13 protein-coding genes are annotated in these 17,001 nt (G+C 67.6%); 9 read left to right on the top strand and 4 right to left on the bottom strand.

Translation table 11 applies throughout. From position 1 onward, the window contains the following. Positions 1-15 precede the first annotated feature (15 nt). Both LRM18_RS16955 and LRM18_RS16950 read left to right on the top strand, forming a co-directional pair. Positions 16-1,512 (top strand): aldehyde dehydrogenase, encoded by a 1,497-nt coding sequence (locus tag LRM18_RS16955; RefSeq protein WP_270955104.1) that lies wholly within the window; start codon positions 16-18, stop codon positions 1,510-1,512. Positions 1,513-1,674: 162 nt separating this feature from the next. Then, complete coding sequence (locus LRM18_RS16950; RefSeq protein WP_049469519.1) at positions 1,675-2,976, top strand: MFS transporter; 1,302 nt, start codon at positions 1,675-1,677, stop codon at positions 2,974-2,976. Here the strand turns inward: LRM18_RS16950 and LRM18_RS16945 are convergent. Both LRM18_RS16945 and LRM18_RS16940 read right to left on the bottom strand, forming a co-directional pair. Further along, positions 2,957-3,418: a bacteriohemerythrin gene (locus tag LRM18_RS16945; RefSeq protein WP_004151683.1), complete on the bottom strand. Its 462-nt coding sequence runs from the start codon at positions 3,416-3,418 to the stop codon at positions 2,957-2,959. The two genes, LRM18_RS16950 and LRM18_RS16945, sit on opposite strands and share 20 nt — an antisense overlap. Positions 3,419-3,503: 85 nt before the next feature. Further along, positions 3,504-4,847: a diguanylate cyclase gene (locus LRM18_RS16940; protein WP_270955136.1), complete on the bottom strand. Its 1,344-nt coding sequence runs from the start codon at positions 4,845-4,847 to the stop codon at positions 3,504-3,506. 438 nt (positions 4,848-5,285) lie between these two features. Here LRM18_RS16940 and LRM18_RS16935 point away from each other — a divergent pair, with 438 nt between their 5' ends. Next, complete coding sequence (locus tag LRM18_RS16935) at positions 5,286-5,744, top strand: hypothetical protein (RefSeq protein ID WP_210240921.1); 459 nt, start codon at positions 5,286-5,288, stop codon at positions 5,742-5,744. Positions 5,745-5,840: 96 nt separating this feature from the next. Here LRM18_RS16935 and LRM18_RS16930 read toward each other — a convergent pair whose 3' ends face one another. Both LRM18_RS16930 and LRM18_RS16925 read right to left on the bottom strand, forming a co-directional pair. Next, entirely contained in the window at positions 5,841-7,463 is a 1,623-nt protein-coding gene (locus LRM18_RS16930; protein WP_270955103.1) for an MASE1 domain-containing protein, read from the bottom strand. Positions 7,464-7,697: 234 nt separating this feature from the next. Then, positions 7,698-8,936 (bottom strand): FAD-binding oxidoreductase, encoded by a 1,239-nt coding sequence (locus LRM18_RS16925; RefSeq protein WP_206150165.1) that lies wholly within the window; start codon positions 8,934-8,936, stop codon positions 7,698-7,700. Between the two features lie 199 nt (positions 8,937-9,135). On the opposite strand from LRM18_RS16925, the gene LRM18_RS16920 reads away from it, so the two are divergent. The 6 genes from LRM18_RS16920 to LRM18_RS16895 all read left to right on the top strand — a co-directional run bounded on the left by LRM18_RS16920 (position 9,136) and on the right by LRM18_RS16895 (position 16,926). Continuing rightward, on the top strand, positions 9,136-9,897 hold the full coding sequence (locus LRM18_RS16920; protein WP_197638627.1) for a gamma-glutamyl-gamma-aminobutyrate hydrolase family protein: 762 nt from the start codon (positions 9,136-9,138) through the stop codon (positions 9,895-9,897). After that, positions 9,894-11,291 carry a glutamine synthetase family protein gene (locus LRM18_RS16915; RefSeq protein WP_049469509.1) on the top strand — a complete coding sequence of 466 codons (1,398 nt, stop codon included), beginning with the start codon at positions 9,894-9,896 and terminating at the stop codon, positions 11,289-11,291. Before LRM18_RS16920 ends, LRM18_RS16915 begins: the two co-directional genes overlap by 4 nt. A 91-nt stretch (positions 11,292-11,382) precedes the next feature. Continuing rightward, positions 11,383-12,492, top strand: a complete 1,110-nt coding sequence (locus LRM18_RS16910; RefSeq protein WP_164688790.1) for a polyamine ABC transporter substrate-binding protein — start codon at positions 11,383-11,385, stop codon at positions 12,490-12,492. 170 nt (positions 12,493-12,662) lie between these two features. Then, entirely contained in the window at positions 12,663-13,835 is a 1,173-nt protein-coding gene (locus tag LRM18_RS16905; RefSeq protein WP_064238019.1) for an HlyD family secretion protein, read from the top strand. Then, entirely contained in the window at positions 13,832-15,385 is a 1,554-nt protein-coding gene (locus LRM18_RS16900; RefSeq protein ID WP_057494142.1) for a DHA2 family efflux MFS transporter permease subunit, read from the top strand. Before LRM18_RS16905 ends, LRM18_RS16900 begins: the two co-directional genes overlap by 4 nt. A gap of 41 nt (positions 15,386-15,426) precedes the next feature. Beyond that, on the top strand, positions 15,427-16,926 hold the full coding sequence (locus tag LRM18_RS16895) for an efflux transporter outer membrane subunit (protein WP_270955135.1): 1,500 nt from the start codon (positions 15,427-15,429) through the stop codon (positions 16,924-16,926). The last annotated feature ends 75 nt before the right edge of the window (positions 16,927-17,001 follow it).

Here is a 17,001-nt window from a genome sequence, read left to right as displayed (position 1 = left end):
TCCGAGGAGCCCGACATGGCCGACTTTCCCGACCGCAGCCACTGGCAGGTGCTGTCGCAGCAGCTTTCGATGCCCGGGCAGGCCTTCATCGATGGCCGCTACACCGACGCCGCCAGCGGCGCCCGCTTCGACTGCATCAGCCCGATCGATGGCCGCGTACTGGGAGCGGTTGCCGACTGCGATGCGCAGGACGTGGAGCGTGCGGTGCTGGCGGCGCGGCGTGCCTTCGAGGCCGGCCACTGGTCGCAGGCCAGCCCGGCCCACCGCAAGCGGGTGCTGCTGGCCTTGGCGGCCCTGGTGGAGAAACACGCGGACGCGCTGGCGCTGCTGGAAACCCTGGACATGGGCAAGCCGGTGCGCGACGCGCGCCGCATCGATCTGCCCGCTGTGGTGCGCTGCCTGGGCTGGACCGCCGAAGCGGTGGACAAGCTGTACGGCGAAATCGCACCCACCGGCCTGCATGAGCTGGGGCTGGTCACGCGCGAGCCTGCCGGCGTGGTGGCGGCGATCGTGCCGTGGAATTTCCCGCTGCTGATGGCCTGCTGGAAGATCGCACCGGCGCTGGCCATGGGCAATTCGGTGGTGCTCAAGCCTTCGGAGCGGTCGCCCCTGACAGCGCTGCGGTTGGCTGCGCTGGCCGCCGAGGCGGGCCTGCCGGACGGGGTGCTGAACGTGCTGCCCGGCCAGGGCGCGCGGGTCGGCGAGCCGCTGGCCCTGCACATGGACGTGGACGTGCTGGCCTTCACCGGTTCCACAGCCACGGGCGCGAAGCTGCTGCAGTATTCAGGGCGATCCAACCTCAAGCGGGTCTGGCTGGAGTGCGGTGGCAAGAGCCCGCACGTGGTGTTCGCCGACGCTCCCGATCTGGACGCCGCCGCCAAGTCGGTGGCCCAGGGCATCTTCTTCAACCAGGGCGAAGTCTGCACCGCCGGCTCGCGGCTGCTGGTACAGCGCTCGATCCGCGAGGATTTCGTGCACCAGGTGGTTGCCTACGGCCAGCGCATGCAGCCCCGCCATCCACTGGACGCTGATGCACCGATGGGGGCGCTGGTCGACGCCGCGCACGTGGACAAGGTGCTGGCCGATATCGCGCGCGCCGAAGGCGAGGGCGCTCGCCTGCTGCTGGGCGGCCGTCGGGCCGACGTGGAAGCCGGAGGCTGCTATGTGCAGCCCACGGTGTTCGACCGGGTGCGTCCGGACCACGCGTTGGCACGCGAGGAGGTGTTCGGGCCGGTGCTGGCCGTACTGGGCTTCGAGGATGAGGCTGAAGCCGTGCGCGTGGCCAACGACAGCCGCTACGGCCTGGCGGCGGGCCTGTGGACGCGGGACCTGGGCCGTGCCCACCGCGTCGCGCGCCAGCTGCGTGCCGGCAGCGTGTGGGTGAACGGCTGGGATGGTGGTGACATGACCGCCCCGTTCGGTGGCTACAAGCAGTCCGGTAATGGGCGCGACAAATCCCTGCATGCGTTCGACAAGTACAGCGAGATCAAGGCCACCTGGATCCAGTTGTAACGACGCCTGGCATTGCGCTCACCTGCAGGGCGGAGACCTGCTCGACGCTACGGAGGATGGCGCCTGGTCCCCTTGCTGGCATCGGTGTCGGCTGAAACCATCGTCCCGTGCGGCCGCCAGCCCGTGGCAGAATCGGGCGATCCGCCGTTACCCGTGTTGCCGATGTCGACGATCACCGCTGCCGCACCGCCCGTGAATTCTCCCAGTCGTGTCCTGCTGGCCAGCCTGATCGGCACCACCATCGAGTTCTTCGATTTCTACATCTACGCCACGGCGGCCGTGCTGGTGTTCCCGCACCTGTTCTTCCCGGACAGCAGCGAGCAGGCGGCCCTGCTGCAGTCACTGGCGACCTTCGCCGTGGCGTTCATCGCGCGCCCGGTCGGCTCTGCGGTGTTCGGCCATTTCGGTGACCGCATCGGCCGCAAGGCGACGCTGGTCGCGGCGTTGCTGACCATGGGCCTGTCCACGGTGCTGATCGGCCTGCTGCCGACGCACGCACAGATCGGCCTGTGGGCGCCGGCGCTGCTGGCGCTGTGCCGCTTCGGCCAGGGCCTGGGGCTGGGCGGCGAGTGGGGTGGGGCGGTGCTGCTGGCCACCGAGAACGCGCCGCCGGGCAAGCGTGCCTGGTACGGCATGTTCCCGCAGCTGGGCGCGCCGATCGGCTTCCTGTTGTCGGCGGGCATTTTCCTGGTGCTTGGCCGCTGCCTGAGCCAGGATGATTTCCTGCAGTGGGGCTGGCGTATCCCGTTCGTCGCCAGCGCGCTGCTGGTCGGCCTGGGTCTGTGGGTGCGCCTGAACATCCATGAGACGCCCGACTTCAAGCAGGCACTGGAGCGCAAGGCGCCAGTGCGGCTGCCGATGTGGACCGTGCTGCGTGACCATCCGGTGCCGATGCTGCTGGGCACGCTGGGGGCGTTCGCCACCTTCGTGCTGTTCTACCTGATGACGGTGTTCAGCCTTGGCCACGGCACCGCGGTGCTGGGCTACAGCCGCGAGCAGTTCCTGCTGATGCAGATGGCCGGCATGGTGTTCTTCGCACTGGGCATCCCATTGTCGGCACGCTATGGCGACCGCTGGGGCACGCGTCGCACCATGATCGTCGCCAGCGTGCTGATCATCGGCTTCGGCGTACTGTTCGCGCCGTTGTTCCAGCCGCACAGCCCGTGGCTGGTCACCGCGTTCCTGTGCCTGGGCCTGTTTCTGATGGGCCTGACCTACGGCCCCTGCGGCACCTTCCTGGCCGAGATCTACCCGGTGGAAGTGCGCTACACCGGCGCGTCGCTGTCATTCAACCTGGCCGGCATCCTCGGCGCGGCGCCGGCGCCCTATCTGGCCACCTGGCTGGCCGAGCGTTTCGGCCTGGTCGCGGTCGGCTACTACCTGTGCCTCACTGCGGTGGCCACGCTGTGCGCGCTGGTGGCCCTGCACCGGCGCGCGCTGCGGCTCAGCCAAAGAAGCGCTTGAGCGTGCGCCCCAGCCAGCCACCGCCCTGGTGTTCGCGGGCGAACTGGTTCAGGTGTGCCTTGACCTGTTCGGCATACGCCTGGTCGTCGCCACGGATGTGGTTGAACAGCCAGCGCGAGAGCATGGTGCGCAGCTCGTCGCTGATGTCCTCGCCGGCCTGGAAGCGCATGCGGTACTCCGATACCCGCTTGATGAAGACCTCGTGCACGCGCTTGTGCGCGGCACAGAACGGATAGCCCGCTTCCTCCATCAGTTCTTCCTCGAACGCGAAGTGCGACATGGTGTAGTCCACCACTTCGTCGATCACTTCGCCCACTGCCGCACGCTGCATGCTGGCCTGGGCCACGTGCAGGTGGTTGAGCATCTCGATGATGCGGCGGTGTTGTTGGTCGATCACATCGATGCCGATGTTCAGATCGTCCTGCCAGACCAGTAGTGCCATCCCCGGCTCCCCTTCATGCGTATGTCGGGGCTGACTGTAGAGCTGCCGCGGCGGCGCGGCGTTGATCTGGATCAAGGCTGCCCGGTCAGGTCAGCGCGGGCTCGCGCGGGCGCAGCGGGCTGGCCACCGTGGTGCAGCTGACCCGGTTGCGGCCGCCGGCCTTGGCCAGGTACAGCTGGCGGTCGGCTTCGGAGATCAGCCGGTGCAGTGCATCGCGCTGCGGGCGCAGGCAGCACAGGCCGATGCTCACCGTCATGCGCAGGCTGGCGGTGCCGATGTCCACTTCCAGCGCGGCGATGCGCTGGCGCAGTTCCTCGAAGTACAGCAGGGCCTCGTCCTGCTCCATGTCCGGCACCAGCAGGCAGAACTCCTCGCCGCCGAACCGGGCGGTCAGGTCGTGGCTGCGGGCATGCGCGGCCACCGCTCCGGCCACCGCACGCAGCGCGTCATCGCCAGCTTCGTGACCGTAAGTGTCGTTGATGTGCTTGAAGTGGTCGATGTCGATCATTGCCACCGCCACGCACTGGCCATGCAGCTGCAGCTGCGGCAGCTGGCGCTGGCTCTGTTCCAGGAAGCAGCGGCGGTTCGGCAGGCCGGTGAGGAAGTCGCGTGTGGCCAGGTCCTGCAGGGTGCCGATCAGCTCCAGCTGATCCACGTTCTGCGAGACCCGGCAGAAGAACTCCTCGCGCGAGAACGGCTTGCGCAGGAAGTCGTTGGCGCCGTTCTTCAGGAAGCGCGGAATCAGCGAGGCATCGGTATTGCCGGAAATGCCGATCACCGCCACCTTGTCGCGCGAGCGCAGGGTGCGCAGGCGGCGGGTGAACTCCACGCCCTGCATGCCCGGCATTTCCTGGTCGACCACGGCGAGGCGGATCGCAGGATGCGCTTCGATCGCAGCCAGCCCCTCATTGCCATCGGCTGCTTCGTGCACCTCATGGCCATACATGCGCAGCAGGGCGGCGGCATAGCCGCGGGCCGAAGGCGAATCGTCCACCACCAGCGCCGCAATGCGCCGGTTGCGCTCCAGGCGCTGCACCAGCCACACCAGGTAGTCGATGCTGCCCGGCGTGTTCTTCAGCACGTAGTCGATGATCTGCTGCTGCAGTACGCGCTTGCGCAGGTCCTCGTCGTAGACGCTGCTGACCACCACGGTGGGCAGGCCGCGCCTGAGGAAGAACTCGACCACCGCGTCGCGGTCGCCGTCGGCCAGCACCAGCCCGGTCAGTACCAGGAACCAGCCGCGCTCTTCACTGAGCAGGCGGTCGGCCTCGGCCAGGGTGGAGGCGATCACCACCGGCAGCTCCAGGCGCTGCTCGATGGCCTCGCGCAGCATGCCGGTGAAGGCACGGGAGTTTTCGACCAGCAGGATCCGCTGCGGCAGCGGATCGGCCAGGTCGCCATCGACGGCGGCCTGCGGCAGGACGGGCATGATGCGGTGGCTCACGAGGGAGGGACTCGGCACGGATAGCGGCAGTTTCGGGTGTAACTTTAGCGGGGCGCGCCCGATGTGCGTGCAAGAGGCCCGCCGGTCGGATAGACCCCGTAGGTTCACGTGCGTGCTTCAACCGATCCAAGTGAAGTTACGCGCTGTCGGTGACGTCCATCCGCAATAGCAGGCGGGCTCTGGCCATGGAGGGCACTCGGTGCAATCCGTGCGGGCGTATCGCGCGTTGCGGGCAGTTTCCAGTTCCCCACCGCCAATGTCGTGCAGCGGACACGATTATCCAGATCCTTCGCGATTGTGTGCCGCTCTGTATCAACGGAGTCAGTAGACATATAGTGGTTGCCGCACGTCCGACAGATGCAGCGACGTTATGCGGGGTGCGTCGAGGGCGGCCTCCGGCCACCACTGGAGAATAGTTTCATCGTGCTCACCATTTTCTTTGCCGAGGAGGCAACAGTGCGAATAGTTAACGTTGGAGTGGCGTTGGGAGTGTTCGTGGCCGCAGGTCTGCCGATGTCGGCATTGGCCCAATCCGATGATCACGGCATCAGCATGAGTGGGCAGGGCCTGGGCAAGGCATACCCCGCGGCAACCAATCTGAGCCAGGATCCTGCCTGGCTGGTCTACGGATTCCAGCGTGATGGCATTTCCTACTACCAGGTCAACGATCTTGCTGGCCGGGTAGAAATGATCATCGGCAATGCCGACGGTACATTCTGGGCGTTGCCGGCCGGTGAGACGCAGGTGCCGGTATCGCTGCCCAGCCAGCCGCTGCCGGTACCGGCCAAGGCGACCCGTTCGCTCATCTATCGTGGCAACGGCTTCGCACTGGTGCGATACAGCACGGGTTCCCGCGTGCTCTGGGCGATCGAAACGCAGTAACCAACGATCAGCAGGTGACAGCCGTCGCCTGCTGGTCGGCTGTCTGCGGAACGGGCGCGTGCGACCACGTCGTGCGGTACGCAGGGCAGGCCGGGGTCAGGCCTGTGCCTGCTGACCATCCCAGCTGTGGGATGCGATGCTGGTGCCCGACACGGCGCTCTCGGCGGATTCGCGTCGCAGTGGCGCGGCCGATTCCACCAGCACCATGATGATGCGGTTCTGGCGGCAACGCACCGAACCTCCGAATGCCAGCGTACGGCCGGCCAGTCTGTCCCTGACAAGACGTGTGGTGGCGTCGGACAGTGAGCGATGCCGGTCCAGCAACGAGGCAGTCATGACGATCCCGCGCTGGCGCTTCAGGCCAATGCAGCGCGCCCGCACGATCACCTGGCCGGGCTCGCTCTTCAGCAGCAGGGACACGGCGTCAATGAGCGTCCGGTAAGCAGCCAACTGCAGATCCAGGCTGAGCCGACACGGGTCACCGGCCAGGCGGGGCTCGGCCACACGGTGCGTGTTGACCCACGCTGCGCGTACGCCACCGGCCTGCAACGCGACATACAGTCCCAGCTGCTCAAGCGCGGTCGGGTAGACCATGCTGGCCTGCTCGCGGAACAACCGGGAATGGACGTTGGCCGTGTGGGTCAGGCTGTTGGCGATGGCCGAGTGACCGTGGCTGTTGAGCCAGTTGATGACTTCCGACAGCGAAAGATCGATGCCATCGCCCAGTTTGCGCAGGTGGATGGCACGTTCGCGAAGGTCGGATTCACTGGCCATGTGTGAACTGCGCGCGAGGTTGATGGCGTTCTTCTCGCCGACCTCACGGAGTTGATAGCGCCGATGATAATGGCTGATGCGGGAACCGAGCAGCAGCAGTGCCACTCCGGTAATGGCCATGATCTGCTGGGTCGTGAACGCCGAAGCATCGAAGGCTGCGGCATAGGGTTTCGGCGTGGTCAGGCCGATGATCAGATTCAACGCCGGCACGCCGACGGCCGCGCCACGCCAGCCATGCAGGCACGTCAGCGCGATGGCCGGCAAGCCCATCAGCAACTGCAGCGATGTCCTCAGCGCGCTGGCCTCGGAGGGAATCAAGGTCGCGGTTACGCCAAGCAGCGTCATCACCGACAGTGCGACGGCAGTGGGACCGGTGAAGATGGTTTTCCAGCCCTGTTCGACGTTGCGTCTGGCCCAGAGCAGTGCAAGTGGTGCCACGGTGAGGATGGCGATGAAGTCTCCGACGCTGAAACGTACGGCACGGGACAGGAACGCGAGCACGGAATCCGCAGGCGGCGTCGGCCAGAGCAACTGCGACAGGCTCACGTTCAGGAGCGTGACCAGCACGGAGGACAGCAATGCGATGGCCAGCAGGCGCGCGTTGACCGAGTTTGCCAGGACCTTGCGGCAGCCATGGGTGATGAGCATCACTGCGGGCATCAACGAAGCCGATGCAAGGACCGCCCAGGCCATCCCGTACTTCTCGATCATCGGGTAGCGCATCTGTGCGAAATAGGCATATTCGCCCAGCAACAGGTACGGCCAGAACCGAGGAGGGCAAAGCAATACCGCCGCCACGCGTATTCCCGCGGGCAGATAGAACTGATCCAGTGACAACTGCCGGGTCGCCCAGCAAGCGACCGCATAGAACACCGCCAGGACCAGGCCTGCCGGATGGATGCGCAACTTCAGCTGCAGGCCTTCATTCCACCAGTTCAATCGCACTTCTCCCTCGAGTACGTTCCCTGTCAGCATCCATTCGCCGCGGGACCCGGTTCCAAGGGACGGTATCGAGATGAATTGGATAATGCAATTGCAGATTTGATCTTTCGGTCAAATGAGAATTCCATCACGCGGGTCTGAATGTGCGGTCTTCACACCGTCGCACCTCGGGACACGCCACCAGGGGCACGCCCGCCGGTGAAAATGCCGTACGCGGGCTGCGGTCGGCACGCGGCTTCACCACAGCGCATCCCGCAGCTTGTACCAGGACATCGCCGCCACCAGCAGCGGCGTGCGCAGCAGCCGGCCGCCGGGGAAGGGCGCATGCCGCAGGCGCTGGAACACGTCCAGGCGCTCGCTCTGGCCGGCGATGGCGGCCGCGATGACCTCGCCGGCCAGCCCGGCGGCGGCCACCCCATGGCCGGAGAAGCCCTGCGCAAAATACAGGTTGCCGTCCAGCCGGCCCCAGTGCGGGGCGCGGTTGCGGGTAATGTCCACATAACCGCCCCAGACCTGGTCCAGGGCCACGTCGGCCAGCTGCGGGAACACCTGGTGCATGCGCCGCTGCATCACCCTGCGCAGACCGGGCGGTGGCAGCGCCGAATAACTGGCACGGCCACCGAACAGCAGCCGGTGGTCGTGGCTGAGGCGGAAGTAGTCCAGTGCCCAGGCGGTGTCGGCTACCGCCATGTTGTTGCCGATCAGCGCCCGGGCACGCTCGGCCCCGATCGGCTCACTGGCACCGATATAGGTGCCGACCGGCATGATCCGGCGTTCCAGCTCGGGCAGCAGGCCCTGCAGCCACGCATTGCCGGCAATCACCAGGTGTGCAGCGTGCACGCTGCCCAGTGTGGTGTGCAGGACAGGCTGCGGCCCACGCTGGACGCGGGTTACCGCTGAATGCTCGTGGATCACCACGCCGGCCGCGCGCGCGGCGTCGGCCAGGCCACGCGCATAGGCCAGCGGATGCAGGTGCGCGCTGAGCGGATCGAACATCGCGGCACGGTAGCGCGGGCTGTCCAGCTGCGCGCGCAGGGCGTTGCGGTCCCACCACTGCATCGGGTAGTCGTAGTGGCGCTGAAGGTGCTCGCAGTTGGCGTGCAGGTCGCGCTCATGGCGTTCGCGTATGGCAACGCTGGCATGGCCTTCGACCCAGTGGCAGTCGATGCCGTGGCGATCGATGCGCGTGCGCATGGCCTGCACCGCATCGCGTGACCAGTCGAACAGGTGGCGCGCATCGTCACGACCGAGCTGCCGCTCCAGTTCGTCCACCTCGCAGCCGTAGCCGACCAGCGCCTGGCCGCCGTTGCGGCCGGACGCGCCCCAGCCGATCCGCTGCGCTTCCAGCACCACCACGCGCTGGCCACGCGCGGCCAGTTCCAGTGCGGCGGTCAGGCCGGTATAGCCGGCGCCCAGCACCGCAACGTCGGCCTGCACCCGCCCCTGCAACGAGGGCAGTGCGGGCGGTTCGGGCAGGCTGGCGGCATACCAGCTGGGCGGAAAGGCGGCGCTCACTGCAGGCCTCGCGGCTGCAGTGGGACAGGGAAGAGCGGGGAAGGACGATCAGCATTCACCCGCCTAGTTTCGCCGATGCATGAGGGCGTGGCGTGATGGCACCGGCTTGCCGCGTGCGGTGAGCGACGGGTAACGTGTCGGCACGCCAAGGAGTGTCCCCATGCGCCGCCTGCCCTGGGTGGGCCTGCCCACCGACAGCACCGTGCTCGGCCATCACCGTTTCGCGGTGGCCGGCGAGAAGTACGTGCGTGCGCTGGCCGAGGCGGCCGAGGTGACCCCGGTGGTGTTGCCCAGCCTGCAGCCACCGTTGCCGGCCAGTGACTGGCTGCTGGGGCTCGATGGCCTGCTGTTGACCGGCGCGGTCAGCAATATCGAACCGCAGCACTACGAGGGCGGCCGCAGCTGGCCGGGCAATCCGCATGATCCGGCCCGGGATGCCAATGCCTTCGCGCTGCTGCGCGAGGCGCTGTCGTTGGACCTGCCTGTCCTGGCGATCTGCCGCGGCTTCCAGGAACTGAACGTCGCACTGGGCGGCAGCCTGCATCCGCAGCTGCACGCGGTGCCTGGGCTGGCCGACCATCGCGAAGACCCGCAGGCACCGGTGGAGGTGCAGTATGGAGCGGCGCATGCGGTCACCCTGGCGGCCGATGGCTGGCTGGCACAGTGGCACGGCAGCGACCGGGTGCAGGTCAATTCGGTGCACGGGCAGGGCATTGCCCGCCTGGCGCAGGGCCTGCAGGTCGAGGCCCGTGCCGATGACGGACTGGTCGAAGCGGCGCGCAGCCTGCACCATGGATTCGTGCTCGGCGTACAGTGGCACCCGGAGTGGCGCGTCATGCAGGCGCCGTTCTATCACGCTATTTTCCGTGCATTCGGCCAAGCTTGCCGGCAGCACCAACAGAACCGACTGGATTCCCGATGAGTTCCCGAACGCGCCCGCGCAAGACGGCCACGCCGCCCGCACCGCAGGAAAGCACCCTGCTGCGCTGGCTGAAGGAGCGGCGCATCACCGAAGTTGAATGCCTGGTGCCGGACATCACCGGCAACGCCCGCGGCAAGATCATTCCCGCCGACAAGTTTTCGCACGACTACGGCACGCGCCTGCCCGAGGGCATCTTCGCCACCACCGTCACCGGCGAGTTCCCCGACGACTACTACGAGCTGACCTCGCCGTCGGACTCGGACATGATGCTGCGGCCCGATCCGGACACCGTCCGCATGGTGCCATGGGCGGCCGATGCCACTGCGCAGGTCATCCACGATTGCTACACCAAGAACGGCGAGCCGCATGAGCTGGCGCCGCGCAACGTGCTGCGCCGCGTGCTGGCCGCCTACGCCGAACTGGGCCTGCGCCCGGTGGTGGCACCGGAGCTGGAGTTCTTCCTGGTGCAGAAGAACACCGACCCGGACTTCCCGCTGCTGCCCCCGGCCGGCCGTTCCGGGCGCCCGGAAACCGCGCGGCAGTCTTACTCGATCGATGCGGTCAACGAGTTCGACCCGATCCTCGACCTGATGTACGACTACGCCGATGCAATGAAGCTGGACGTGGACACGCTGATCCACGAATCGGGCGCGGCGCAACTGGAAGTCAACTTCACCCACGCCGATGCGATGGACCTGGCCGACCAGGTGTTCCTGTTCAAGCGCACCATGCGCGAGGCGGCGATGCGCCACGGCGTCTATGCCACGTTCCTGGCCAAGCCGATGGAAAACGAGCCGGGCAGTGCCATGCACATCCACCAGAGCCTGGTGCGGGTGAGCGATGGCAGCAACGTGTTCGCCGGCGATACCGACGCCGAGGGCGAGTTCAGCCCGGTGTTCGGCCACTACCTGGGCGGCCTGCAGAAGTACGCGCCGCAGGCGATGGCGTTCTTCGCGCCGAACGTGAACTCCTACCGCCGGCTGGTGTTTGGCGAAGTCTCGCCCAGCAACGTGCACTGGGGCTTCGACAACCGCACCTGCGGCCTGCGCGTGCCGCTGGATACGCCGGAAAACATGCGGGTGGAGAGCCGGTTCGCCGGGTCCGATGCCAACCCCTACCTGGCGATGGCCGCGACCCTGGCCTGCGGCCTGCTCGGCATCCGCGAGCGGCTGGCACCGGATGCACCGGTGACCGGCAGCGCCAAGGAACTGGGCTACAACCTGCCGCGTTCACTGGGCGAGGCGCTGGACGGGCTGGAGCGGTGCAGCGAGCTGCAGGCGCTGCTGGGCGAGCGCTTCTGCCGGGCCTACATCTCGGTCAAACGCAAGGAATACGAGACCTTTTTCCGCGTCATCAGCTCGTGGGAGCGCGAGTTCCTGCTGCTGAACGTCTGAGCCTGCGGAATAGAAAAATCCGCCGCCGGGGGGTAGGCTGGCAGCCGTCGCCGGCCCCGCCGGCCCCCCTTCCCGCATTCTGGAGCACCCGATGAAGCTGCGTATCCTCACGCTCGGCCTGGCCTCCGCCATGCTCGCCGCCTGTGGCGGTGGCAACGGCGGCGCGCAGGACAGCCAGGTCCTGAACGTCTACAACTACAGCGATTACATCGCCGAGGACACCATTCCGACCTTCGAGAAGGAGAGCGGCATCAGGGTGACCTACGATGTGTTTGACAGTGACGAGATGGTCGAGACCAAGCTGCTGGCCGGCAACAGCGGCTACGACGTGGTGGTGCCGACCCTGAACTTCTTCGGTCGCCAGATCCAGGCCGGCGTGTTCCTGCCGCTGGACAAGAGCAAGATTCCGAACCTGGCCAATCTCGATCCGGCGGTGATGAAGCGCATCGCCACCCAGGATCCGGACAACCAGTACGGCGTGCCGTACATGATCGGCACCACCGGCATCGGCTACAACGTGGACATGCTGAAGCAGCGCTTCGGTGGCAGCACCGACATCGCCAACAGCTGGGACCTGGTGTTCAAGCCGGAGAACATCAGCAAGATGAAGGACTGCGGCGTGACCATCCTGGACACGCCGGCCGACATGATCCCGATCGCGCTGCATTACCTGGGCCTGGACCCGCACAGCGGCGACCCGGCCGAGCTGCAGAAGGCGGCCGACCTGCTGAAGTCGATCCGCCCGTACGTGCAGAATTTCCACTCTTCGCAGTACGTCGGCTCGCTGGCCAACGGCGGCACCTGCCTGGTGGTCGGCTGGTCCGGTGACATCATCCAGGCACGCGACCGCGCCGAGGAAGCCAGCAATGGCGTGCACGTGGCCTATTCGATCCCGAAGGAAGGTGCGCCGCAGTGGTTCGACATGCTGGCGATCCCGAAGGACGCCAAGCACCCGGAAGCGGCGTACCGGTTCATCAACTACCTGCTGGAACCGAAGGTCGCCGCGGCCAACACCAACTTCATCCACTACGCCAACCCGGTGCCGACCGCCACCCCGCTGGTGGACGAGGCGATCCGTACCGACCCGACCATCTATCCGCCGGCCGACGTGGCCGCGAAGATGTTCACCTACTCGATCAACACGCCGGAGACCGACAAGCTCTACACCCGGCTGTGGACCGAGGTGAAGACCGGGCGTTGAATCCGCCTGCGCGGCGCCGGGCATGACCGGCGCCCACCGCCAGGCGCATGTCGAAGGAGGCCGCAGGGCCTCCTTCGGCATATGTGCAGTCCGCGTCGCGGCGGCTTTCACTTTCCCTCGGCGCTGCATCCCCTACCGTCCCGTATGGCACTGACCACCGCCACGAGACGATGACCGAACAGCCCGCGCGCAACGACAGCGCCCACGACGACGACCGGCAGCAGAAGGAACAGGACACGCCCTCTCCGCTGAAGAATCCCAGGGTGCGCTGGACGCTGGCGATCATCGGGCTGCTGGTCGCGGTGGCCCTGGTTGCCTGGCTGGTCTATCACCTCCTGGTCGGGCGCTACCTGCAGGAGACCAACAACGCCTACCTGCAGGCCGACGCTGTTGCCGTGGCGCCGCGCATAAACGGCTACGTCACCGAGGTGCTGGTCAAGGACAACCAATGGGTAAAGGTGGGCGAGCCGCTGCTGCGCATCGACCCGCGCACCTACCGTGCCACCCTGGACCAGGCCGAAGCAGTGATCGCCGTCCGCGAAGCAGATATCGCGGCGGCAACCGCCGGCGTGCAGGGCCAGCAGTCCAGCCTGCTGCAGGCGCGCACCCAACTCACGGCCGCGACCGCCTCACTGCGCTTCGCAAGATCCGAGCTGGCCCGTTTCACCCCCCTGGCCGCCAGCGGCGCAGACACCCACGAGCATGTGGAGAGCCTGCGCCACGACGTAGAGCGGGCGCAGGCCCAGTACGACGCCGCCAGGGCGCAGATCCAGGGCGTGCAGAGCCAGATCGACGCCAGCCAGGCGCAGCTGGAACAGGCACAGGCCGGCCTCAAGCAGGCACAGGCCGATGCCGCGCAGGCCCGGGTCGCATTCGAGGACACCGAACTGCGCGCGCGCATCGATGGCCGCATCGGCAACAAGACCGTGCAGGTCGGCCAGTTCGTCGCCGCGGGTACCCGCACGATGACCGTTGTCCCGGTCGCCTCGCTGTACCTGAGCGCCAACTTCAAGGAAACCCAGGTAGGCCTGATGCGGGCCGGGCAGCCGGCGGAGATCAAGGTCGATGCCCTGCCGGGTACCACCCTGCACGGTACGGTCGAGAGCATTTCGCCAGGCACCGGATCGCAGTTCGCGCTGCTGCCGCCGCAGAATGCCACCGGCAACTTCACCAAGGTGGTGCAGCGGGTGCCGGTGCGCATCCGGGTCGATGCCGGTGCCGAAGCGCGCAAGGTGCTGGTGCCGGGCATGTCGGTGGAAGTGACCGTGGACACCCGCAGCGCCAAGGACGCGCGCAGGCGCACCCGCGATGAGGCCGAGGCCACGGCCGCACCCGTGCGATGAACGCCGCCGCCGCCCCTGCCGCCGCCGCCGAAGGCAAGGCCGACGCTGGCGCGTGGTTGGCCGTTGCCGCGGGCACGATCGGTTCGTTCATGGCCACGCTGGACATCTCCATCGTCAACGCGGCCCTGCCCACCATCCAGGGCGAGGTCGGCGCCAGCGGCACCGAAGGCACCTGGATTTCCACCGCCTTCCTGGTGTCGGAGATCGTGATGATCCCGCTCACCGGCTGGTTCGTGCGCACCCTGGGCCTGCGCACCTTCCTGCTGATCTGCGCGACGCTGTTCACCGCCTTCTCGGTGATGTGCGGGTTGGCCGACTCGCTGCCGATGATGATTGCCGGGCGGGTGGGGCAGGGATTCGCCGGTGGGGCCCTGATCCCCACGGCGTTGACCATCGTCGGCACGCGCCTGCCACCGAAGCAGCAGCCGCTGGGCACCGCGCTGTTCGGCATGACCGTCATCCTCGGGCCGGTGATCGGCCCGCTGCTGGGCGGCTGGCTGACCGAGAACGTGAGCTGGCATTACGCCTTCTTCATCAACGTGCCGATCTGCGCCGGGCTGGTGGCGCTGCTGCTGCTGGGACTCCCGCATGAAAGATCGGACTGGGGAGGCCTGCTGCGCGCTGACTGGCTGGGCATCCTCGGCATGACCGCCGGCCTGTCCGCGCTTACCGTGGTGCTGGAAGACGGGCAGCGCGAGCGCTGGTTCGAATCCACGCTGATCGTGGTGCTCACCGTGGTCTCGGTGGTGGGGTTCGCCCTGCTGGCGCTTTCGCAGTTCACCAGCAAGACCCCGGTGATCCGTCTCAACATCCTGTTCCAGCGCAGTTTCGGCGCGGTGTTCGTGATGGTGATGGCGGTGGGCATGATCCTGTTCGGGGTCATGTACATGATCCCGCAGTTCCTGGCGATCATCGCTGGCTACAACACCGAGCAGGCCGGCTACGTGCTGCTGCTGGCCGGACTTCCAACCATCCTGCTGATGCCGTTGATGCCGAAGATGCTGGAAACGGTGGACGTACGCATCATGGTGTTCGGCGGCATGCTGTGCTTTGCAGCGGCCTGCTTCGTCAACCTCGGTCTCACGCCGGACAGTGTCGGCCCGCATTTCATCGTCGGCCAGCTGCTGCAGGGCTGCGGGTTGGCGCTGGCAATGATGGCGCTGAACCAGGCGGCCATCACGTCGGTACCGCGCGAGTACACCAGTGATGCCTCGGGCCTGTTCAATGCCGCGCGCAACCTCGGCGGCTCGATCGGCCTGGCGATCATCTCGACCTTCCAGGAACGTCGCACGATCCTGCATGTCGATGCGATCGGCAGCAGTGTCACCGCGAATTCGCCGCTGGCCCAGGATGCGCTGCACGCCTATGGCCAGCAGCTGGGCGACGCGACCCAGGCGGCGGCGGTGCTGGCGCAGACGGTCCAGATGCAGGCGATGGTGATGGCCTACAACGACCTGTTCTGGATCTTCGGCCTGATCGTGGTACTGACCTTCCCGCTGGTTTTCCTGCTCAAGCCCCTGCCCAAGGGCGTTCCATTGGCGATGCACTGATGACTTCGACGACTCCGCCCCCGTTCGTTCGCGCGTGCCGGATGTGGCCGGCCGTGGTACCGCTGCTCCTGGCCGGCTGCACGCTCGGGCCGGATTACGTGCGGCCCGACCTTGCCGGCGGCGCTACCGCGCAGGCGGCGTTGCCACGTGCAGCGCAGGCCGGCGTGCAGCCTGCGGCGCCACCGAGCCAATGGTGGCGCGCGCTGAACGATCCGTTGCTGGACCAGCTGGTGGACGAGGCCCTGCGCAACAGCCCCAACCTGCGCGCTGCCCAGGCCAAGCTGCTGGCCTCGCGCTCACTGCAGCGCCAGCGCCGTGCCGAACAGCTGCCCAGCGTGGGCGCTGCGGCCGGCTACGCCAACATCAAGGCGCCGGATTCGATCGGGAACCGTGTGCGCAGCATCGGCGAGAACGTCGCCGGCGTTGCCGAGGCCAACGGTCGCCCGCAGGAAGCGGCGCAGCTGCGCCAGCAGTTCGCCGATACCGATCTGGATACCGAGTTGTACGTGGCCGGTTTCGATGCCAGCTGGGAGCTGGACCTGTTCGGCCGACGCCGCCGCGCAGTGGAGCAGGCCAGTGCCGAGGCCGAGGCCAACGCTGCGGCGCTGGCCGACGCACAGGTGCAGCTGGCCGCCGAGCTGGCCCAGGTCTACCTGGGGTATCGCAGCAGCCGTGAGCGCATCGCCCTGGCCGAGGACAACCTGCGGGCGGCCCAGGAGAGCCTGCAGCTGACGCGCCAGCGCCGCCAGCGTGGCGCCGACTCGGACCTGCAGGTGGAACGCGCGCAGGCCGAGCTTGAGCAGCAGCAGGCGGCGCTGCCCACGCTGCAGGCCCAGGCCGACGAGGCGCGCGACCTGCTGGCGCTGATGGTGGGGCGCGAGCCGGGTGCGCTGGACGCGCGGCTGGCGGCGGATCAGCCGCTGCCGCAGCTGCCGGCCAGGGTGCCGGTGGATGATGCGCGCGCCCTGATCCAGCGCAGGCCCGATGTGCGCAAGGCCGAGCGCGAACTGGCCGCGTCGTCGGCACAGATCGGGCAGGCCCTCTCCGCCTACTTTCCGCAGGTGACGCTGCTGGGCAGCATCGGCGCCGGCGCCACCTCGGTATCCGATCTGGGACGGGATTCGGCGGCTACCGTCATCGCTCCGTTCCTGCGCTGGTCGCTGTTCGACTTCGGCGTGAACAAGGCACGGGTGGCGCAGGCCCGGGCGGGAAACCAGGCGCGCCTGGCCGCCTACGAGGGCACGGCACTGGCAGCGCTGCAGGATGCCAATACCGCGCTGGCGCGGTTCGGCGCCGCGCGGCAGCAGCTGCAGGCCAGCGGCCGTGCCGAGGCCTCTGCAGAGCGCGCGCTGGCCCTGATGCGGCAGCGACGCCAGGCCGGGGCCACCTCGCAGATCGACCTGCTGGACGTGCAGCGCCAGCGCCTGCGGGCCCAGGATGCCGCCGCCCAGGCCCGCCTGCAGGTGCTGGTGCGCTACGTGGCGCTGCAGAAGAGCCTGGGCTTGGGCTGGCAGGACGCGCCACCGGTGGCCGTGCGCTGAGACCCTTCGCCGGGGTCACCCTGCAGCGGCGGGCCCGACCCGGCGGGCGCCGCGGCACGGTGCGCGCCGCCACAG

The sequence above is a fragment of the Stenotrophomonas sp. PI_27 genome (assembly GCF_027854495.1).
Lineage (GTDB): Bacteria > Pseudomonadota > Gammaproteobacteria > Xanthomonadales > Xanthomonadaceae > Stenotrophomonas > Stenotrophomonas pavanii.
Note: the sequence above shows the minus strand (reverse complement) of the source record. Positions and strands in the feature narration are given on the sequence as shown.